This is a genomic window from Kitasatospora sp. NPDC087271 (genome assembly GCF_044744605.1).
Classification (GTDB): Bacteria; Actinomycetota; Actinomycetes; order Streptomycetales; family Streptomycetaceae; genus Kitasatospora.
Map to the genome: position 1 here is coordinate 58,720 of NZ_JBIUYQ010000009.1, position 15,237 is coordinate 73,956.

Below are 15,237 nucleotides of genomic sequence, written 5' to 3' on the forward strand. Positions count from 1 at the left end.
GGCCCTCACACGGCTCGGACCACGAGAGCGGCATTGTGGCCGCCGAAGCCGAACGAGTTGCTGAGAGCGATCCGCATCCGCTCGTGGTGCTGCGCCCGGTGCGGCACGAAGTTGATGTCCGGGTCGATCGGCTCGTCGCAGTTGATGGTCGGCGGGACGTCACCCGTGCGCAGGACCTGGATCGACGCCACCAGCTCGACCGCTCCGGCGGCACCGATCATGTGCCCGGTCATCGACTTGGTGGAGCTCACCGGGATCCGGGTGACACGGTCGCCCAGCACCGTGCGCAGGACGGCCGTCTCGGTGGCGTCGTTCAGCAGCGTTCCGGTGCCGTGCGCGTTGACGTAGTCCACGTCCGCCCCCGTGATGCCCGCGTCGCGCAGCGCCGCCTCGACGGCGAGGCACGCGCCGCGTCCCTGCGGGTGCGGGGCGGTCCAGTGATGAGCGTCGGAACTCGCTCCGTAGCCCGCGAGTTCGGCCAGAGCCGTGGCCCCTCGCCGGTCGGCCACCTCGGCGGCCTCCAACACCACCACGGCGGCCCCCTCGCTCATCACGAACCCGTCGCGGTGCGCGTCGAACGGCCGGCACGCCGCGGTCGGGTCGTCGTTGCGCGTGGACAGCGCGCGGGCGTTGCCGCTGCCCGCGAGGTCGACGGTGGTGACGCAGGCGTCGGCGCCGCCGACCAGGACGACGTCGGCCTCCCCGTTGCCGATCATGCGCATCCCCGCGCCCACCGCGTCCGCGCCGCTGGCGCACGCCGTGCTCTGGGCCCGGCTGGGCCCCTGCGTGCCGAGACGCATGCTGATCTCGCAGGCGGCGCTGTCCATGGCGGTGGTGACCTGGGTGAACGGGCTGATGCCCCGGGGCCCTTTGTCGCGCAGCGTGTTGGCGGCGCGGTAGATCGACCCGACCGGGCCGTAGCCACTGCCGATGATCACGGCGACCCGCGGCGCCAGGCGGTCGTCGACGACGAGTCCGGCGTGCTCGCACGCCTCCAGTGCCGCGGCGAGGGCGTACTGCGCGTACGGGTCGGCGCGGCGGCTGACCGTCGGCGGCATGTAGCGGCCGGGTGTGAAGCCGCGCACCTGGCCGCCGATCCGGACTCCGAGACCGGTCACGTCGATCGCGTCCACGGTGGCGACGCCGCTGCGGCCGGCGAGCATCGCCGCCCAGGTCTCACCGACAGTGTGGCCGAGCGGCGTCACCGCCCCGTACCCGGTGACCACCACCTGGCGCCGGGGTCGGCTGGGCCCGGCGTCGCCCCGCTCTCCTGCGTTCGTCACTGGGGAACCACCTCGGCGTCGCGGATGCAGGGGAGGATGTCGTCGGGTGCGACGGGCACCATGAGCACGGCTGTGCCTCCCCGGGAGCAGAACCGCCGCGCGGCGAGAATCTCAGCGGTCAGCGCGGCCTTGTCGCGCAGCACTCGACAGTGGATGTCCGGTCTGTCCACCACGGGCGGCGGTGCGCCCGGACGGGTGAAGGGGTGGCGTTCGGCGTCGAGACCGAGGCGGGCGCGTTGGGCGTCCAGCCAGCCGTAGCCGCCGTTGCACAGCACCACGTACAGCACGCCGCCGTGGGCCGGAGCGGTGACGGCGATGTCCGCGCGGGCCGCGAGGAACGCTCCGTCTCCGATGAACGCGGTGACCTCGTGGTCCGGGGCGGCCCGTTTGACCCCGATGGCCGCGGCCGCGCCGAAGCCCAGGGGGGTCTGCTCCGACGGCACGACGGACCCGCCACCGACGTGGAAGGGGAAGCCGTAGGACCACATGTCCTGCAGCCCGTTCTCCTGGACCAGCACGCGGGGCTCGCCGGCGGTGGCATCGAGCGCGGCGAGCAGTTCGGCGATGCGGATCCCCGGGAGTGTCGCCGCGCGGACCAGTTCCGCCTCCGCCTCAAGTGACATGGCCTTGCGGGCGACGGCGATCCTGTTCGCCCACACCTCGGTCGCGGCCGCGCGCTCGGCCTCGCCGTCCTCCTCCAGTGCCCGCGACCAGCCGAGCACGGCGTGCCGGGCGTCCCCGAGCACCCGCGGGCCCGAGAACTCGGCCGACAGGCCGCCCGGGTCCACGTTGACCTGCACCACCGCGACCGGGGGCCACGGTGTTCCGCCTTCGACGACCGTCTCCTCCAGCCGCCCGGCGAGCGAGACCACCAGGTCGCAGGACGACCACAGTTCGCGGGCGGGGGCCGCGGCGTAGAGGCCCGCCACGCCGCAGAACAGCGGGTGGTGCTCGTCGATGGCACCGCGGCCGGACGCGGTGGTGAAGAGTGCCGCGCCGAGGCGTTCGGCGAAGCGCTCGACCACGCCACCGCCGTTGCGGTGCCGCATTCCGCCGCCCACCAGCACCACCGGACGCCGGCTCTCGCGGATCGCCGCCAGGGCCGGCCCTGGTGTCACGGGAACGGATTCGAGGACCAGTGGTTCGGGCAGCGTCGGCCACGGCCCGGTGACGAGGACCTCCGCCGTGCGGACGTCATCGGGTATCTCCAGGTACACGGGCCCGGACGGCGGCCCCACAGCCCGGGTCAGCGCCGTCACCGCCGCGGGGACGACCCGGTCCGGGTGCCCCACCCGGTGCGCCCACCGCACGAGCGGTGCTGTCACGGCGACCTGGTCGAGCTCCTGGAATCCGCCGCTGCCCCGGCGGCGTTCGGGCACGCCGGCGGCGAGCACGAGGACGGGTGCACCGGACTCCCGCGCTTCGAGCAGCCCCGTGGCCGCGTGGGTGACAGCCGGGCCCTTGCCCAGTGCGCATACGGCGAGGTGGCCGGACTGCAGCGCGTAACCGGTCGCCATGTACATCGCGTTGCGCTGGTCACGGCACGGCACGAGGTCCAGTCCGGCGGCGTCGAGGGCGCGGAGCAACTCCAGATCGTCGCCGGGCAGCCCGAAGCAGGTGTCCACCCCGTTCGCCACCAGCAGGTCGACGATTGCGGACCACGCGTCGGCGTACCGTTTGCTCACCTGGTTCACCTGGGTCACTCCCCACTCGCCGTGACGGGCGCAGCCGCCGGGAGGGTCTGCGCCACGGCCTGCGACATGAGCAGCGGTTCGGCGTGCCGCTCGCCGCCGTAGGAGATGTAGTTCGCCCGCATCCCGAATCCGCCGAACGGGCGGTTGCCGTCCTCGGCGTCGAGCAGCGTGTGGTCGACACAGGTCTGGTGACGCCTGGCCAGGACATCCACCGTCTGCGGATCGTTCCCGTAGACCATCGCTCCCAGCGCGCGTTCGCTGAAGTAGGGGTTCGACAGCCGTTCACGCAACAGCCTCGCGCTGGGGTAGGCCACGACGTTGAACACCGGGGCGAACATCTCTTCGAGGGGGATCTTGTCGTCGAAGCCCCAGAGCAGCACGGTCGGCTCGATCTTGCGGGACGGCAGGTCGATGCGCCCGCCGTGCCGGATGCGGCGGGCATGGTGCACCAGGTAGCCCGAGCAGTTCACCAGCGCCGAGTCGTAGAAGATCGGACCGTAGTCGGCGCCGGGGTCGCCGTTCTGCCCGAAACGCAGCGAAGCCAGTTCGGCGGACAACAGGTCGACGAATTCCTCGGTGCGGCCCTTCGGCGTGAACACGACGTCGGGACCGAAGCAGTCCTGTCCCGAGTTGTAGAGCCGGAGCCTCGTGACGTCGTGCACGGCGCGGGTGAGGTCGGCGTCGGGTGCGACCACGAAGGGATTGATGCCGTTACCGAAGAAGAGGAGGAGTTGGTCCTCCGCCAGCCCCTCGCGGACGGTCTCGGCATTGGTGTAATTGCCGGTGAAGACGATGAGGTCCGCTTCGCGTACCGGTCCCGTCACGAACTTGCGCTGGCTGAGCTCGGAAAGGCTGATGGGCAGGCCGTGAACCGGTGCCAGCAGGTCGTGCAAGCGCCGCATCTGGCTTTTGATCTCGGAGGACGGCCGAAAGGTGATTCTTTCGCTGTAAAGGGATGCTATGAGCATGTAGAGCGCGTAGGAATGGAGCGGCATGTTGGAGGGCATGAAGACCGCGACCCGAGGCACGCGGCCGGGCCGGACGCGACGGATCTCCTCCTCCGCTCCGTCCAGGGTGGCGAGGAACGAGCGGATCTCCGCGCCGGCGGTGTGGTGGGGGGAGATCTCGGTGAGGATCCCCATCACCGCGTCCTCGTGGTCGGCCACGTACCGGCGCACTGCGCGCAGCGCGTCGACGCGGTCGGCGAAGGGGATGCGGTAGCCGCTCGCACCGCTGGCCGGGCCGATGGTCGAGCTGGTGGTCGAGCCGGACGCGGTGACGTCGGTGGTCGTCCCGGGTGATGCGGACAGCGAGCTCATGGCGATCTTCTCCAGAACGGCCCGGTCGGGCTTTCCCGTGTTCGTGAGGGGCAGCGAGGGAAGCACGACGATCTGGTCGGGCTGCTCGTAGCGGGCGAACACAGGGCGCAGCAGCCGTTTCCAGTGCGCAGGCTCGTGAGCGTCCGGGTCCGCGATCACGAACACCAGGCGGCAGCCCAGACGGGCGTCGGGGACCGCGACGACCTCCGTCTGCGCGCCGGCCGACTCGGCCAGCTTGGCAAGGTGGTCGGGATAGAGCGTGTGACCGTCGCGGTGCGCGGCGTGCTTGCGCCCGACCGGGAAGACGCGGCCGGCGTCGTCGATCAGGCCGATGTCGCCGGTGCGGTGAACGGGACTCGAAACCGGAACGATCTCACCGTCAGCGCCGAGGTGGCCGGTCATCAGGCCGTCACTGCGGACGACGAGCTCGCCGAGCCGGCCGTGGGCAAGCGGCCTGCCGTGGTCGTCGTGGACTTCGACGACCACACCGGGCAGCGGCGTGCCGCACCCGACCGGATCGGCCGGGGGCGCCAGCGCGATGTTTCCGGCCTCGGTCGCTCCGTAGCCGTCGAGCAGGTGCCGGCCCGTGCGGGCGTGGAACCGGGCCGCCAGGTTGCTCCCCAGCGGCGCGCCGCCCACGCACCAGGCTCGTACCGTCCCCAGCGCGTTCACGAGGGCGGGGCGACGGTCGAGCAGGTTGAGCAGGCTGTAGTAGGTCGACGGCGCCCCGTCGACGATGGAGAGGCCGTGGTCCACGCCGACCGCGAGCGCACGGTCCAGGCGCGTGGTCGATCCGTAGACCACGAGCGTGCCTCCGCCCAGCCACCAGCAGAGGACCAGTGACAGACCGTACTGGTGGGAGTACGGCAGGATCGGCAGGAAGACGTCGTCAGGTCGGTACCCCATGCGTTCCGCACTGAGCGCGAGGTTGTCCAGAATCGAACGGCCGGAGCGGACGATGCCTTTGGGGCTGCCGGTCGTCCCCGACGACCAGGAGATCGCGGCGTCCTGACGCCGTGCCCAGCTCGCGACGTCGGGCACGGCAGCGGTGGTCGAAGCGGGGCGCGGCGCCGCGGCGCGGCCCGCACCGTCGCTGATTTCGAGCACCACGCGCGCCTGGGTGCGGATCTTCGATCGCTGTGACGGGGTGGCTCGATGATCGGCCAGGACCACCGAAGCGTCGAGGTGAATGAGCGCGAGCAGGGTGACGACCCATTCCGGGGAATTGGCCCCGCTCATCATCACCCGTGAACCGGGTTCGACGCCACGGCGTGCGAGAAGTTCGGTGGCGGCGAATACGCGGGCCACGATTTCGTCGGTCTCCCAGATGCGCCCGTCGGGCGAGATCAGTCTCCTGGAAACGGGCAACTTGTGCTCCTCAAAACCAGGTGGTTCAAATTGACTGTCCCATAACTGCGGAACGGTGTCGAGTGCTTCGACGAAATTCCGCTACCTGTGCAGGGTGATTGGGTGCGCAGTGACGAAAGAGGCATATGGGGAGTGAGATATTCTCAATAGAAATAATTTCATATGGCTATTGAAGGTGAGGGTGGCCCCGTCACCCTGGCACCCCGGCCCGCACCCCGGCCCGGCCCTGGCTCAGCCCAGGGCGTCCACCAGGGCGGTGACGTAGGCGTCCAGCCGCTGCTCCACGGCTCGCGCCGTCAGCTCCGTCCGTCCGGCCTCCTGCCAGGGCTGCGCCACCGACCGCACTTCCTCCGAGCACGCCAGTCCGTCCCGCACCCGCCAGTACAGCCGCTCGCTCGCGGTCGCGGCCAGCACCCCGCCGGCCTCCTCGTACGCCTCGGCGAACCGCTGACCCCACGCCGGGCCGTGCAGCAGCGCGAGATTGGTGGAGCAGTGCGCCACGTCGAGATCCGCCGGGCCCCAGGAGGCCGCCGCCCAGTCGACGACACCGGTGATCCGCGCACCTGCCGGCCCTGGGGGCGGCACGTCGAACAGCACGTTGCCGGGTTGGAAGTCCCGGTGCAGGAACCGCCCTTCACCGGGCGGCGGGGGCCTGCGGATCACGTCGATCGCCGCGGCCCATGCCTCCGCGTCGGCGCCCTTCGGTACCACGACGGTGTCGGCGGTCGTCAACGCCACGTAATCCCGGGGCCGTTCGGCGGGCCGCAGCGCGTGGATCGCCACGAGCTGACGGGCCAGCAGGGGGACGCGGTCCTCCACCCCCTCATCGTCGAGGACCGTCCGGCCCGCCAGATGCGTCATGAGGAGCGACGGATACTCGCACTGTGCGGCGCTCGGATCAACCGCGACCAGCGCGGGAGCCGGCACGCCGGTCCCCGCCAGCAGGGCCAGGGCGCCGGCCTCCCTGTCCAGCCAGTCCTCGGCGCGCTCCACGGAGAACTGGTCGACGAAACTCCGCAGCACCAGGTCGCGGGTGCCTCCGTCCCGCGTGCCGATGGTCAGCCTCCGCATTTCGGCGGTGATGCCGCCGTGCAGCGCCTCGATTCCGACGATCCGCTCGCCGGCCTCCAGGTGCCGGCCCACCCAAGCCAGTGTCAACGGCCGCACGGCTGACGTCTCATGAGGGTCGGTCACCCTTCCACCTCATCATCCGGGCGGCAGCACGCGCAAAGGATTTCAGCGGTACGACGGTCAACGGTCAGCCGCAGGGCCGCCGCGATGCCGCCGGACGGTGAGGTCCCCCGATCGCGGCGGTACCGCCCGTGCCGGCTTCCTGGCCTTCGACGACGGAAGTCAGGCCGTCGAGGAGCGTCTTGAGGCCGAATTCGAAGAGCGCGTCGAGACGCAGGTCGTAGCCGTCCTCGAAGGCTCCGACCGCCTTGGTGAAGGCCGGGAAGCGGCCGGATTCCACCAGCTCCTGGAGGGCGGGGACGCGGCTGTCCATCCACTGGTCTTCCGACTGGCCCGTGGCGGCTTCGGCGTGCGCCTCCATCTCCAGGTGCACCGCCAGGCCCTGGACATGGCTGTAGAGCAGGACGTGGATGTCGAACAGCGTCGTGGGGTCGAGTCCGTGGCCGTCGAGGGCGCCCAGCACCCACTCGCCGTGGACCATCAGATTGGGCACGAGCAGCGGGCGAGTGAGGCAGCCGAGCTGGGCCAGCCACGGGTGCTGCCGGTACAGGCTCCACAGGGTCCGGGCGCCCAGCTCGATGCGGGTACGCCAATCCTCGGGGGCTTCCGCGGGGTAGGACTTCTCATGGGCCTGCTGGAGCAGGCGAGCCGCGTGCGGACCCGGATGCGCGGCATGTCGATCCTCGACCCCGACGGCCGCGAGGTCGGCCGCTCCACCGAGGCGACCTTCAGCAGCGGACGGCTCGACAGCGAAGACATCGAGGTGCTGCGCGAGGACCTGGTGAGGATGGTGCACGAGCACACGCGCGCAGGCGTCGAGTACCTCTTCGGCGACAGCGTCACCGCGCTGGACGAGGACGAGACCGGCGTGCGCGTCGACTTCGCGCACGGACCGTCCCGCACCTTCGACCTCGTGGTCGGGGCCGACGGCCTGCACTCCACCGTACGGCGCCTGGCCTTCGGTCCGGAGGAGCACTTCGCCCACCACCTGGGCAGCTACCTCTCGGTGTTCAGCGCGGACAACTTCCTCGCCCTGGACGACTGGCAGGTGTGGCTGCGGGGCGGCGACACGGGTTTCGGCATCATGCCCGTTCGCGACAACACCGAACTCAGGATCGCCTTCGGCTTCGAGTCCGCGCCCCTCGCCCACGGCCTCCGCGGCGGGGGCGCCCTCCGGCAGCTCGTCGTGGACAAGCTCGCGTCGATGCGCTGGGAAGGGACCCGCTTGGCCGAGGCCGCCCGGACGGCCCCCGACTTCTACTGCGACGCCATGGCCCGGATCCGCATGGACCCGTGGTCGCGGGGCCGGGTGACCCTGCTCGGAGACGCCGGCTACTGCCCTTCCCCCCTCTCGGGGCAGGGCACCAGCCTGGCCCTCGTGGGCGCCCACGTGCTGGCCGACTGCCTTGCCCGGGCCGGCGGCGACCACCGCACCGCGTATGCCCGCTACGAGCGGCGGATGCGCCCGTTCGTCACCCTCAACCAGGCCCTGGCCACCGAGAACCCCGGCGGACCCGCCTCGGAGGAATCCGTCGCGCACGCCAAGAACGCACTCTCACTGGACGGCTGAGCCCTGCCCTGGACGGGCACCGAAGCCGACAGGGGAGGGCTTGAAGCGGTGGCGAGGCCTGCCCGACGCAGGCGTCGGCCCCCTCTACCAGGAGGGGGCCTCTACTGCTCCTGCGACTTACACTCTCGTTCTTGACGCCTGCAATGCTTTCGAATGCCTTCGTTGGTGCCGTCCGTGCTCACTGGCCGGACGGAGCGTCGCGTACGACGCGGCGAGATGCTGTTCCGAGAGCGACCCCCGCTGGGGGCCTCCGTCCGTGCGCAGTCGGACCGGACGGTTCGTTTTGTTTCACCCGGGTGTGCTCGGGATGGGCCGCTCCTCCGGACGGGCGGTGACGCTCCCGAACTCCCTGCTTTCCGTGGGGCTCTCGCCCTACGCGGCTTCCAGGGGACAGTTCCAGCCTGCGCCTTGCCGGCCGCGGAGGCAACCCCAACCGGGCCTTCACCGAAGGTGACGGCGGAGGAGCGCGGTGTCGCCGGGCCGCACGTGGGCGGGCAGTTGACCGGGCTTGCGCCTTCAGCCGGTGGGGGTGCCGACCTGGTCGCGTTCGAGCGCGGAACGCAGCCGGCGGAGGGCCCGGGCGGCGGCTGCCGTCGTGGACCGGTCGAGGGCGCCTTCGACCAGTTCGCTCAGGCCCGCGGTGAAGGTCGCCTCGGCGGCGTCCAGGAGCTGTGAACCGTCGTCGGTCAGGGCCAGGAGCGAGGACCGGCGGTCCGCCGGATTGGCCTGGCGGACGACCCAGCCCTGCTTCTCCAGGCGGTCGACGCCCTTGCTGGTCGCGCCGGCCCCGATGGCGAACTCCGCGGCGAGGTCGGCCACCCGGGCCCCCGGGTGCTCGCGCAGGAACCGCAGGAACTCGAACTGCGAGGTCACGATGCCGTGCCGCTCGCGCAGGCGGTCGTTCAGCGCGTTGTACAGGCGCGTCTCACAGCGGACGAGATCCGCGAAGAATCCCTGGAGGTCGGCGATGCCATCCGATGTATATTCCACGGCATATAGTGTAGAGGAAGTCATTCCATAGGAGGAACGCAGATGAGCAAGGAACAGCTCGCCAAGATCGACGCGATGCTCCGCCGGCCCCGGCCGGAGGGCCCGCGCTCCGTCGAGGAGCTGCGCGCCGGGTTCAGGGCGCTGATGGACACGATGATCGTCCCGGACGACGTCCGCACCACTCAGGCCGCGCTCGGCGGCCGGCCCGCCCTGCACGTCACACCGGACAGCGGCGCGCGCCCGGGCACGATCCTGTACTTCCACGGTGGCGGCTTCGTCTTCGGCTCTCCCGAGACCGCGCTGTCGCTGACCGCGCAACTCGTCTCGAGGACCGGGCTCGACGCGTACTCGGTGGACTACCGGCTGGCCCCCGAACACCCGTTCCCGGCTGGCCTGGAAGACAACCTGAGCGCTTACCGCGCCCTCCTCGACGGCGGCCTGGACCCGTCCGCCATCGCGTTCGCCGGGGACTCCGCCGGCGGCGGTTACGCGGTCACCACCACCCTCGCCGCCCGCGACGCGGGCCTGCCGCTGCCCGCCGCGATCGTGGCCTTCTCCCCGGGCGTGGACGCCACCCGGAGCGGGGAGAGCATGACGACCAAGGACGGCATCGACCCGATCTTCACCCGCGAGGCCGTGCTGCACACCGGGGCCATGTACCTCGCCGGCCAGGACCCCGCGCAGCCCCTCCTCAGCCCGGCCCTCTTCGCCGACCTGACCGGCTTCCCCCCGCTCCTCATCCAGGTGGGCGCCAACGAGATCCTCCTCGACGACTCCACCCGCCTCGCCGCCCGCGCCCGCGACGCCGGAGTCGACGTCATCCTCGACATCACCGCCGACGCCCCCCACGTCTTCCAGGCCTTCGCGGGCGGCCCCCTCGACGAAGCCGACCAGGCACTCGACCGCGCCGCCCTCTTCCTCGCCCAGCGCATCCCCGCTCCCTGACGCTCCGCGCCCTCACCGGCCGCCGGGCCGCTGGCGTGGCCAGGTGATCGTTCAGACCGGTGCCTGCGGTCCGGCTGCTGCTCGTCGCCGGGGCGACCAGTTCAGCAGCCGGACCGGGTTCACGGTGACGGCGGCGCGCAGGACCGACGGGCCGACGTACGCGGCCGGCCAGGCGAGGCACTCGGCGAACGTCCTGCCGCGTTCGTGGCGGGTCCAGGGCCAGTCGCTGCCCCACAGCAGGCGCTGGTGGCCCGCTTCCTCCAGCACGCGCCGCAGCATGAGGCCCGGCGCGTCGGGCGCGCCGGGGGCGCAGCGGTAGGGCGCGGAGGCCTTGATCCACACGTGGTCGCGCGTAGCCAGATCCAGTACCGCGCGGTCGGCGCCCTCGGACGCGCCCGGCAGACCGAGGTGGTCGATCACCACGGGGGACGGCCAGCTGCGGAGGGCGGGCGCGATCGCCGCCCACTGTTCGCCCGCCGCGTGCACCTCCAGATGCTGCCCGCGCCCGGCCAGCAGTGCGGCCACCTGCCGCCAGTGCGGCCCGGCCAGGTCGGGCACCCGCCGGCCGATCAGGTTGAGGCGGATGCCCGCGACGCCGTCGAGGGCGAGCGGGGCGAGCGCGTCCGGACGGCAGGGGCGGTCGTGGTCCAGCACGATGACGGCGCGGAACCTGGCGGGGTGCCAGGCCAGGCAGCCGAGCAGGAACTCGTTGCGCGATCCCAGGAAGCTCGGCTGGACGAGGACCGCGCCGCCGATGCCGTGCCGGTCGAGCAGCGCCAGGTACGTCGCCGGGAGGGCGTCGTAGTCCGGCACGTAGCGGGGGCGGTCGGCCCCGGGCAGGCCGCGGTGGAACACGTGGGCGTGGGTGTCCACCGACTCCACCGACTCGGCCGGTTCGCAGATCACCCGTCGATGGTAGGTCCGGGGGCCCAGGACCGGGGGCCTCTGGACCTTCATCTGACCGACTGTCATATTGGCCTGCATGTTCGACGACGTACTGACGTGCTCACGTCCAGGGCGGCCGGTGCTGCGGAGGCGCTGCCGCTGCGCCGTGCCGGTCGTTGGTTCCTTCCGGCACCGCACCGACTGCTACAGCACCGACTGCTACCGCACCGACCTCAGGTAAGGAGCGAGCATGCGTCAGTGGTACCGCTCGGCGTCGCCCGGGGGGCGACGGGCGTTCTGGGCCACCTTCGGGGGCTGGGCGCTGGAAGGGGCCGACGCGCAGATCTACGGCCTGGTGCTGCCGACCCTCACCGCGCTGTGGCACCTCACCAACGGCCAGGGCGGGCTGGCCTCCTCGGTCACCCTGATCTGCACCGCGCTCGGCGGCTGGCTGGCCGGGGCGGCCTCCGACCGGTGGGACCGGGTGGCCGTCCTGCGCTTCACCATCGCCTGGTACGCGGTGGCGACCGCGCTCGTCGGCTTCGCCGACGGCTTCGAGTCCCTGCTGGCCTTCCGGTGCCTGCAGGGCATCGGCTTCGGCGGTGAGTGGGCCGCGGGCGCGGTACTGATCAGCGAGTACGTGACCACGCGGTACCGGGGGAGGGCCCTCGGGGCGGTGCAGAGCGGGTGGGCCGTCGGCTGGGCCCTCACCCTCGCCGCCTACTCGGTGCTGGTCGCCGTCCTGCCGCAGGCCTGGGCGTGGCGGGCGATGTTCTGGCTCGGCGTGCTGCCCGCCCTGCTGGTGCTCGCCCTCCGCCGCGGGATCGCCGACCCCACGGCCGACCAGCGGCGGCGGGAGAAGGCGTCGCCGACGGAGATCTTCCGCCCCGGCCTGCTGAGGGTCACCGTCTTCGGCGCGCTGCTCGGGCTCGGTAGCCACGGCGGCTACTACGCCCTCACCACCTTCCTGCCCACCTACCTCCACACCACCCGGCACCTGTCGGTGATGGGCAGCAGCGGGCACCTCGCGGTCTTCATCGCCGGCTCGTTCCTCGGCTACCTCGCATCCGGGTGGCTCTCCGACCGGATCGGCCGCCGCCGCAACGTCGTCCTCTTCGCCCTGTGCTGCCTCGTGACCCTCGTTCCCTACCTGCTGCTGCCACTCGGCGATCTCGGCACCCTCATCGCGGGCGCGCCGCTCGGGTTCTTCTCGGCCGGCATCCCCGGCGGACTGGGCGCCCTGTTCGCGGAGTTGTACCCCACCCGCGTCCGGGGTACCGGGCAGGGCTTCTGCTACAACCTGGGCCGCATCGTCAGCGCCGCTTTCCCCGCCCTCGTCGGCTACCTCTCCGGACGCCTCGGACTCGCGGCGAGCATCGCCCTCTTCGCGGGGCTCGCCTACGCGCTGGCGGCCATCGCCGCCACCTGCCTCCCCGAGACCCGGGACCGCGAACTGCCCCACGACCCGGCCCCCGCCGCCCGCCCGGAGCGCATCGCCAAGCTCCCCAGGTAGGGGGCGGGCTGCGCGGACGCTCGGGAGCGTCCGCGCAGCCCAGGGGCGGGGCAGCGTGAGCCTGCGGATCCTAACCGGCTCTGCCGTCGCGCCCCTTCCGGGGCGAACGCCTCACGACACTCAACCGGCGAGGTCGCGCCGGCACCGACCTGGTGGACGTATGTGGTCACAGCGTCAGGAGGCGTCCTCGACGGTGTCGACGAGCCGCTTGCCGTCTCCGACCTCGTCAACGCCAACACGGCCGACCTTCTCGGTCACGGCGCGAGCGTTCTGCGCCGGAGGTCTGGGCGAACCCGTACCCGGGACCCACCGCGGCCACCGGCTGACGTGCGGGTTCCGGCTCCTCGGTGCTCAGCATTCCGGGAACCCGCGCGTTCTGCCGCGAACCGGGGCGATGCCCGCCATGGGCCACGAGGGTCACGAGGGTCACGCGGGTGACGCGGTGACCTTGGCGACGAAGGCGGCGACGTTGGCCACGGTGCGCCGGATCTTCTCCTCGGCGGTGAGCGACTCGTGCAGCCGGGTGCCGGTCTCCCGCTTGCCGCGCACGTAGAGCGAGCAGGCGAGGTCGCTGCACATGTAGGCGCCGACGGAGTTGCCCTGCTTGCCGGCCTTCCCGGCCAGGGGTGCGACCAGCAGCGAGACGCCCCCGGTGTGGGTGGTCACGCACAGCGAACAGATGCTGCGGCGGGCCTGCCAGGAGGCGGCACCGGAGGAGCGCAGCGCGACCGCCACCGCGCGGCCGTCCGACTCGGCCGCGAGGTAGGCGCGATCGGGCGCCTGCGGGTCGCGCCACCCGAGGAAGTCCAGGTCGTCCCAGGGCTGTTCGGCCAGGTCGCGGGGGATGTGCAGTCGCTTCGCCTCGCCCTTGGTGCAGTTCACGAAGGCGGCACGGATCTCTTGGTCGGTCAACGGCTTCATAGGAGTCAACGTAAATTACCTAGGGTTATTAGGCAAATGTATAATGGCCTCAGTCGATCGGAGGGAAGGCCATGGCGCGCGTAGGACTGAACGCGGAACGACTCACCCGGGCGGGAGCGGAACTGGCCGACGAGGTCGGCTTCGACAAGGTCACGGTCTCGGCGCTGGCACGACACTTCGGCGTCAAGGACGCGAGCCTGTACTCGCACGTCAAGAACTCCCAGGACCTCAAGACCAGGATCGCCCTGCTCGCACTCGAGGAACTCGCCGACCGGGTCGCCGCCGCCCTGGCCGGACGCGCCGGCAAGGACGCCCTGGCCGCCTTCGCCAACGCCTACCGCGACTACGCCCGCGAACACCCCGGTCGCTACGCCGCCGCGCAGCTCGAACTCGACCCCGAGACCGCGCGCGCCAGCGCCGGAGTCCGGCACTCGCAGATGACGCGCGCGATCCTGCGCGGCTACGACCTCGCGGAACCCGACGAGACCGACGCCGTCCGGCTGCTCGGCAGCACCTTCCACGGCTACGTGGCCCTGGAACGGGCCGGGAGCTTCCAGCACACCCCGCGCGGCACGGAGGACACCTGGGCGCGCATCCTCGACGCCCTCGACGCACTGCTGCGCAACTGGCCGGCGGCCTGACCGCCCGCTCGCAGGGCCGCCTGCGCCCCGGGGCGGCCGGTAGGAGGCCATCACCGCGAGGTGGGTGAGCCCGAGTCCGCCCCGGGCCCGGCGGCAGGTGGTCGGTGGTCGGCGGTCGGTGTCAGCGTCGCGGCCACACCGCCCCTCTGACGGGGTGACCCCAACCACCCCGAAGAACTCAATGGCGGGCGTCCGCTCCCGGGCCCCTCACCATGGAGCCATGACCGGATCACCGCACACCACGCTCGTTCTCGGCGGCACCGGCCGCACCACCGGTTGCATGCCGACCGCGTTCCGGGAGTTCGCGCAGCGCGACGCCCACGCCTGGACCGCAAAGGCGGGTGCGTGACCATGACCATCGGGAACCTCGAGGACTTCGCGGCGCTGGATCCGTTCTTCCGGATCGTCCAGGAAGGCCTCGCCGGTCTGGTCGACGGCGGCCACTTCTTCGACCTCCTGGCCGAGGACGTCGTCGTCGAGTACGTGGTCTCCGTCCCCGGCTACCCGCGCCGAGTCCAGGGCCGCCAGGCGCTCGCCGACCTGTACCGGGGCTACGGCGACGCGATGGTCCTGACCGGCGCGGACGAACTGGCCGTCCACCGGGACCCCGACACGTCCGTGGTCGTCCTGGAGTACGCCGTGCACGGGCACGCCGTCCACACCGGGCTCCGCTACGACAACCACTTCGTCTCAGTGATCACCGTCAAGGACCGCCGGGTGACGCACTGGCGCGACTACCTCGACCCCGTCGCCGTCTTCCGCGCCCTCGGATGGCCGTCCGATCACCGCTGACGGAGCGAGCCGCGGTCGCGCACGGGTGACACCGCCACGGCCGTGTCCCGGGCCGACCCGGCCGCCCGGGCCCGAGGCCCGCACCCGTTCCCGGGTCCTGGCCTGTCGCGACGGGCGCGGAGCGG

14 protein-coding genes are annotated in these 15,237 nt (G+C 71.8%); 6 read left to right on the top strand and 8 right to left on the bottom strand.

Going from position 1 to position 15,237, the window contains the following annotated elements:
- Positions 1 to 5: 5 nt before the first annotated feature.
- The 5 genes from fabF to ACIO9K_RS17465 form a co-directional block, all read right to left on the bottom strand.
- Positions 6 to 1,283, bottom strand: a complete 1,278-nt coding sequence (fabF, locus tag ACIO9K_RS17445; RefSeq protein ID WP_363620781.1) for a beta-ketoacyl-ACP synthase II — start codon at positions 1,281 to 1,283, stop codon at positions 6 to 8.
- Complete coding sequence (locus tag ACIO9K_RS17450) at positions 1,280 to 2,968, bottom strand: thiamine pyrophosphate-binding protein (RefSeq protein WP_400330671.1); 1,689 nt, start codon at positions 2,966 to 2,968, stop codon at positions 1,280 to 1,282. The genes fabF and ACIO9K_RS17450 overlap by 4 nt, the downstream gene beginning before the upstream one ends.
- 14 nt (positions 2,969 to 2,982) lie before the next feature.
- The gene (locus tag ACIO9K_RS17455) at positions 2,983 to 5,664 is read right to left on the bottom strand and encodes an aldehyde dehydrogenase family protein (protein ID WP_400330674.1); all 2,682 of its coding nucleotides are present in this window, start codon (positions 5,662 to 5,664) and stop codon (positions 2,983 to 2,985) included.
- A 231-nt stretch (positions 5,665 to 5,895) separates the two neighbouring features.
- A complete protein-coding gene (locus ACIO9K_RS17460; protein ID WP_400330677.1) occupies positions 5,896 to 6,807 on the bottom strand; it encodes a phosphotransferase family protein in 912 nt (303 codons plus the stop codon).
- A 115-nt stretch (positions 6,808 to 6,922) separates the two neighbouring features.
- Positions 6,923 to 7,498 (bottom strand): TetR/AcrR family transcriptional regulator C-terminal domain-containing protein, encoded by a 576-nt coding sequence (locus tag ACIO9K_RS17465; protein ID WP_400331072.1) that lies wholly within the window; start codon positions 7,496 to 7,498, stop codon positions 6,923 to 6,925.
- On the opposite strand from ACIO9K_RS17465, the gene ACIO9K_RS17470 reads away from it, so the two are divergent.
- Positions 7,481 to 8,425 (top strand): FAD-dependent monooxygenase, encoded by a 945-nt coding sequence (locus tag ACIO9K_RS17470; protein ID WP_400330680.1) that lies wholly within the window; start codon positions 7,481 to 7,483, stop codon positions 8,423 to 8,425. The genes ACIO9K_RS17465 and ACIO9K_RS17470 overlap by 18 nt on opposite strands.
- 516 nt (positions 8,426 to 8,941) lie before the next feature.
- Here ACIO9K_RS17470 and ACIO9K_RS17475 read toward each other — a convergent pair.
- Positions 8,942 to 9,415, bottom strand: coding sequence for a MarR family winged helix-turn-helix transcriptional regulator (locus tag ACIO9K_RS17475; protein ID WP_400330683.1), 474 nt, complete (start codon positions 9,413 to 9,415; stop codon positions 8,942 to 8,944).
- Positions 9,416 to 9,457: 42 nt separating this feature from the next.
- On the opposite strand from ACIO9K_RS17475, the gene ACIO9K_RS17480 reads away from it, so the two are divergent.
- Positions 9,458 to 10,360 carry an alpha/beta hydrolase gene (locus ACIO9K_RS17480; protein ID WP_400330686.1) on the top strand — a complete coding sequence of 301 codons (903 nt, stop codon included), beginning with the start codon at positions 9,458 to 9,460 and terminating at the stop codon, positions 10,358 to 10,360.
- A gap of 51 nt (positions 10,361 to 10,411) precedes the next feature.
- Here the strand turns inward: ACIO9K_RS17480 and ACIO9K_RS17485 are convergent, their stop codons facing one another.
- Entirely contained in the window at positions 10,412 to 11,266 is an 855-nt protein-coding gene (locus ACIO9K_RS17485; RefSeq protein WP_400330689.1) for an amidohydrolase family protein, read from the bottom strand.
- 229 nt (positions 11,267 to 11,495) lie between these two features.
- On the opposite strand from ACIO9K_RS17485, the gene ACIO9K_RS17490 reads away from it, so the two are divergent.
- Positions 11,496 to 12,758, top strand: a complete 1,263-nt coding sequence (locus ACIO9K_RS17490; RefSeq protein WP_400330692.1) for an MFS transporter — start codon at positions 11,496 to 11,498, stop codon at positions 12,756 to 12,758.
- Positions 12,759 to 13,184: 426 nt separating this feature from the next.
- Here ACIO9K_RS17490 and ACIO9K_RS17495 read toward each other — a convergent pair whose 3' ends face one another.
- Positions 13,185 to 13,679 carry an FBP domain-containing protein gene (locus ACIO9K_RS17495; protein WP_400330695.1) on the bottom strand — a complete coding sequence of 165 codons (495 nt, stop codon included), beginning with the start codon at positions 13,677 to 13,679 and terminating at the stop codon, positions 13,185 to 13,187.
- A gap of 71 nt (positions 13,680 to 13,750) precedes the next feature.
- Here ACIO9K_RS17495 and ACIO9K_RS17500 point away from each other — a divergent pair, with 71 nt between their 5' ends.
- From ACIO9K_RS17500 to ACIO9K_RS17510, 3 genes are all read left to right on the top strand, one after another.
- Positions 13,751 to 14,320: a TetR/AcrR family transcriptional regulator gene (locus ACIO9K_RS17500; RefSeq protein WP_063351909.1), complete on the top strand. Its 570-nt coding sequence runs from the start codon at positions 13,751 to 13,753 to the stop codon at positions 14,318 to 14,320.
- A 220-nt stretch (positions 14,321 to 14,540) separates the two neighbouring features.
- Positions 14,541 to 14,669, top strand: a complete 129-nt coding sequence (locus ACIO9K_RS17505; RefSeq protein ID WP_363620760.1) for a hypothetical protein — start codon at positions 14,541 to 14,543, stop codon at positions 14,667 to 14,669.
- Positions 14,670 to 14,671: 2 nt separating this feature from the next.
- Positions 14,672 to 15,112 (top strand): nuclear transport factor 2 family protein, encoded by a 441-nt coding sequence (locus ACIO9K_RS17510; RefSeq protein WP_400330699.1) that lies wholly within the window; start codon positions 14,672 to 14,674, stop codon positions 15,110 to 15,112.
- Positions 15,113 to 15,237 lie beyond the last annotated feature (125 nt).

What these genes read in the sequence shown, in the direction of transcription:
- ACIO9K_RS17470 (WP_400330680.1), top strand. Translation starts at nt 7,481, where the DNA reads ATGGGCCTGCTGGAGCAGGCGAGCCGCGTGCGGACCCGGATGCGCGGC.
- ACIO9K_RS17480 (WP_400330686.1), top strand. Translation starts at nt 9,458, where the DNA reads ATGAGCAAGGAACAGCTCGCCAAGATCGACGCGATGCTCCGCCGGCCC.
- ACIO9K_RS17490 (WP_400330692.1), top strand. Translation starts at nt 11,496, where the DNA reads ATGCGTCAGTGGTACCGCTCGGCGTCGCCCGGGGGGCGACGGGCGTTC.
- ACIO9K_RS17495 (WP_400330695.1), bottom strand. Translation starts at nt 13,679, where the DNA reads ATGAAGCCGTTGACCGACCAAGAGATCCGTGCCGCCTTCGTGAACTGC.
- ACIO9K_RS17500 (WP_063351909.1), top strand. Translation starts at nt 13,751, where the DNA reads ATGGCGCGCGTAGGACTGAACGCGGAACGACTCACCCGGGCGGGAGCG.
- ACIO9K_RS17505 (WP_363620760.1), top strand. Translation starts at nt 14,541, where the DNA reads ATGACCGGATCACCGCACACCACGCTCGTTCTCGGCGGCACCGGCCGC.
- ACIO9K_RS17510 (WP_400330699.1), top strand. Translation starts at nt 14,672, where the DNA reads ATGACCATCGGGAACCTCGAGGACTTCGCGGCGCTGGATCCGTTCTTC.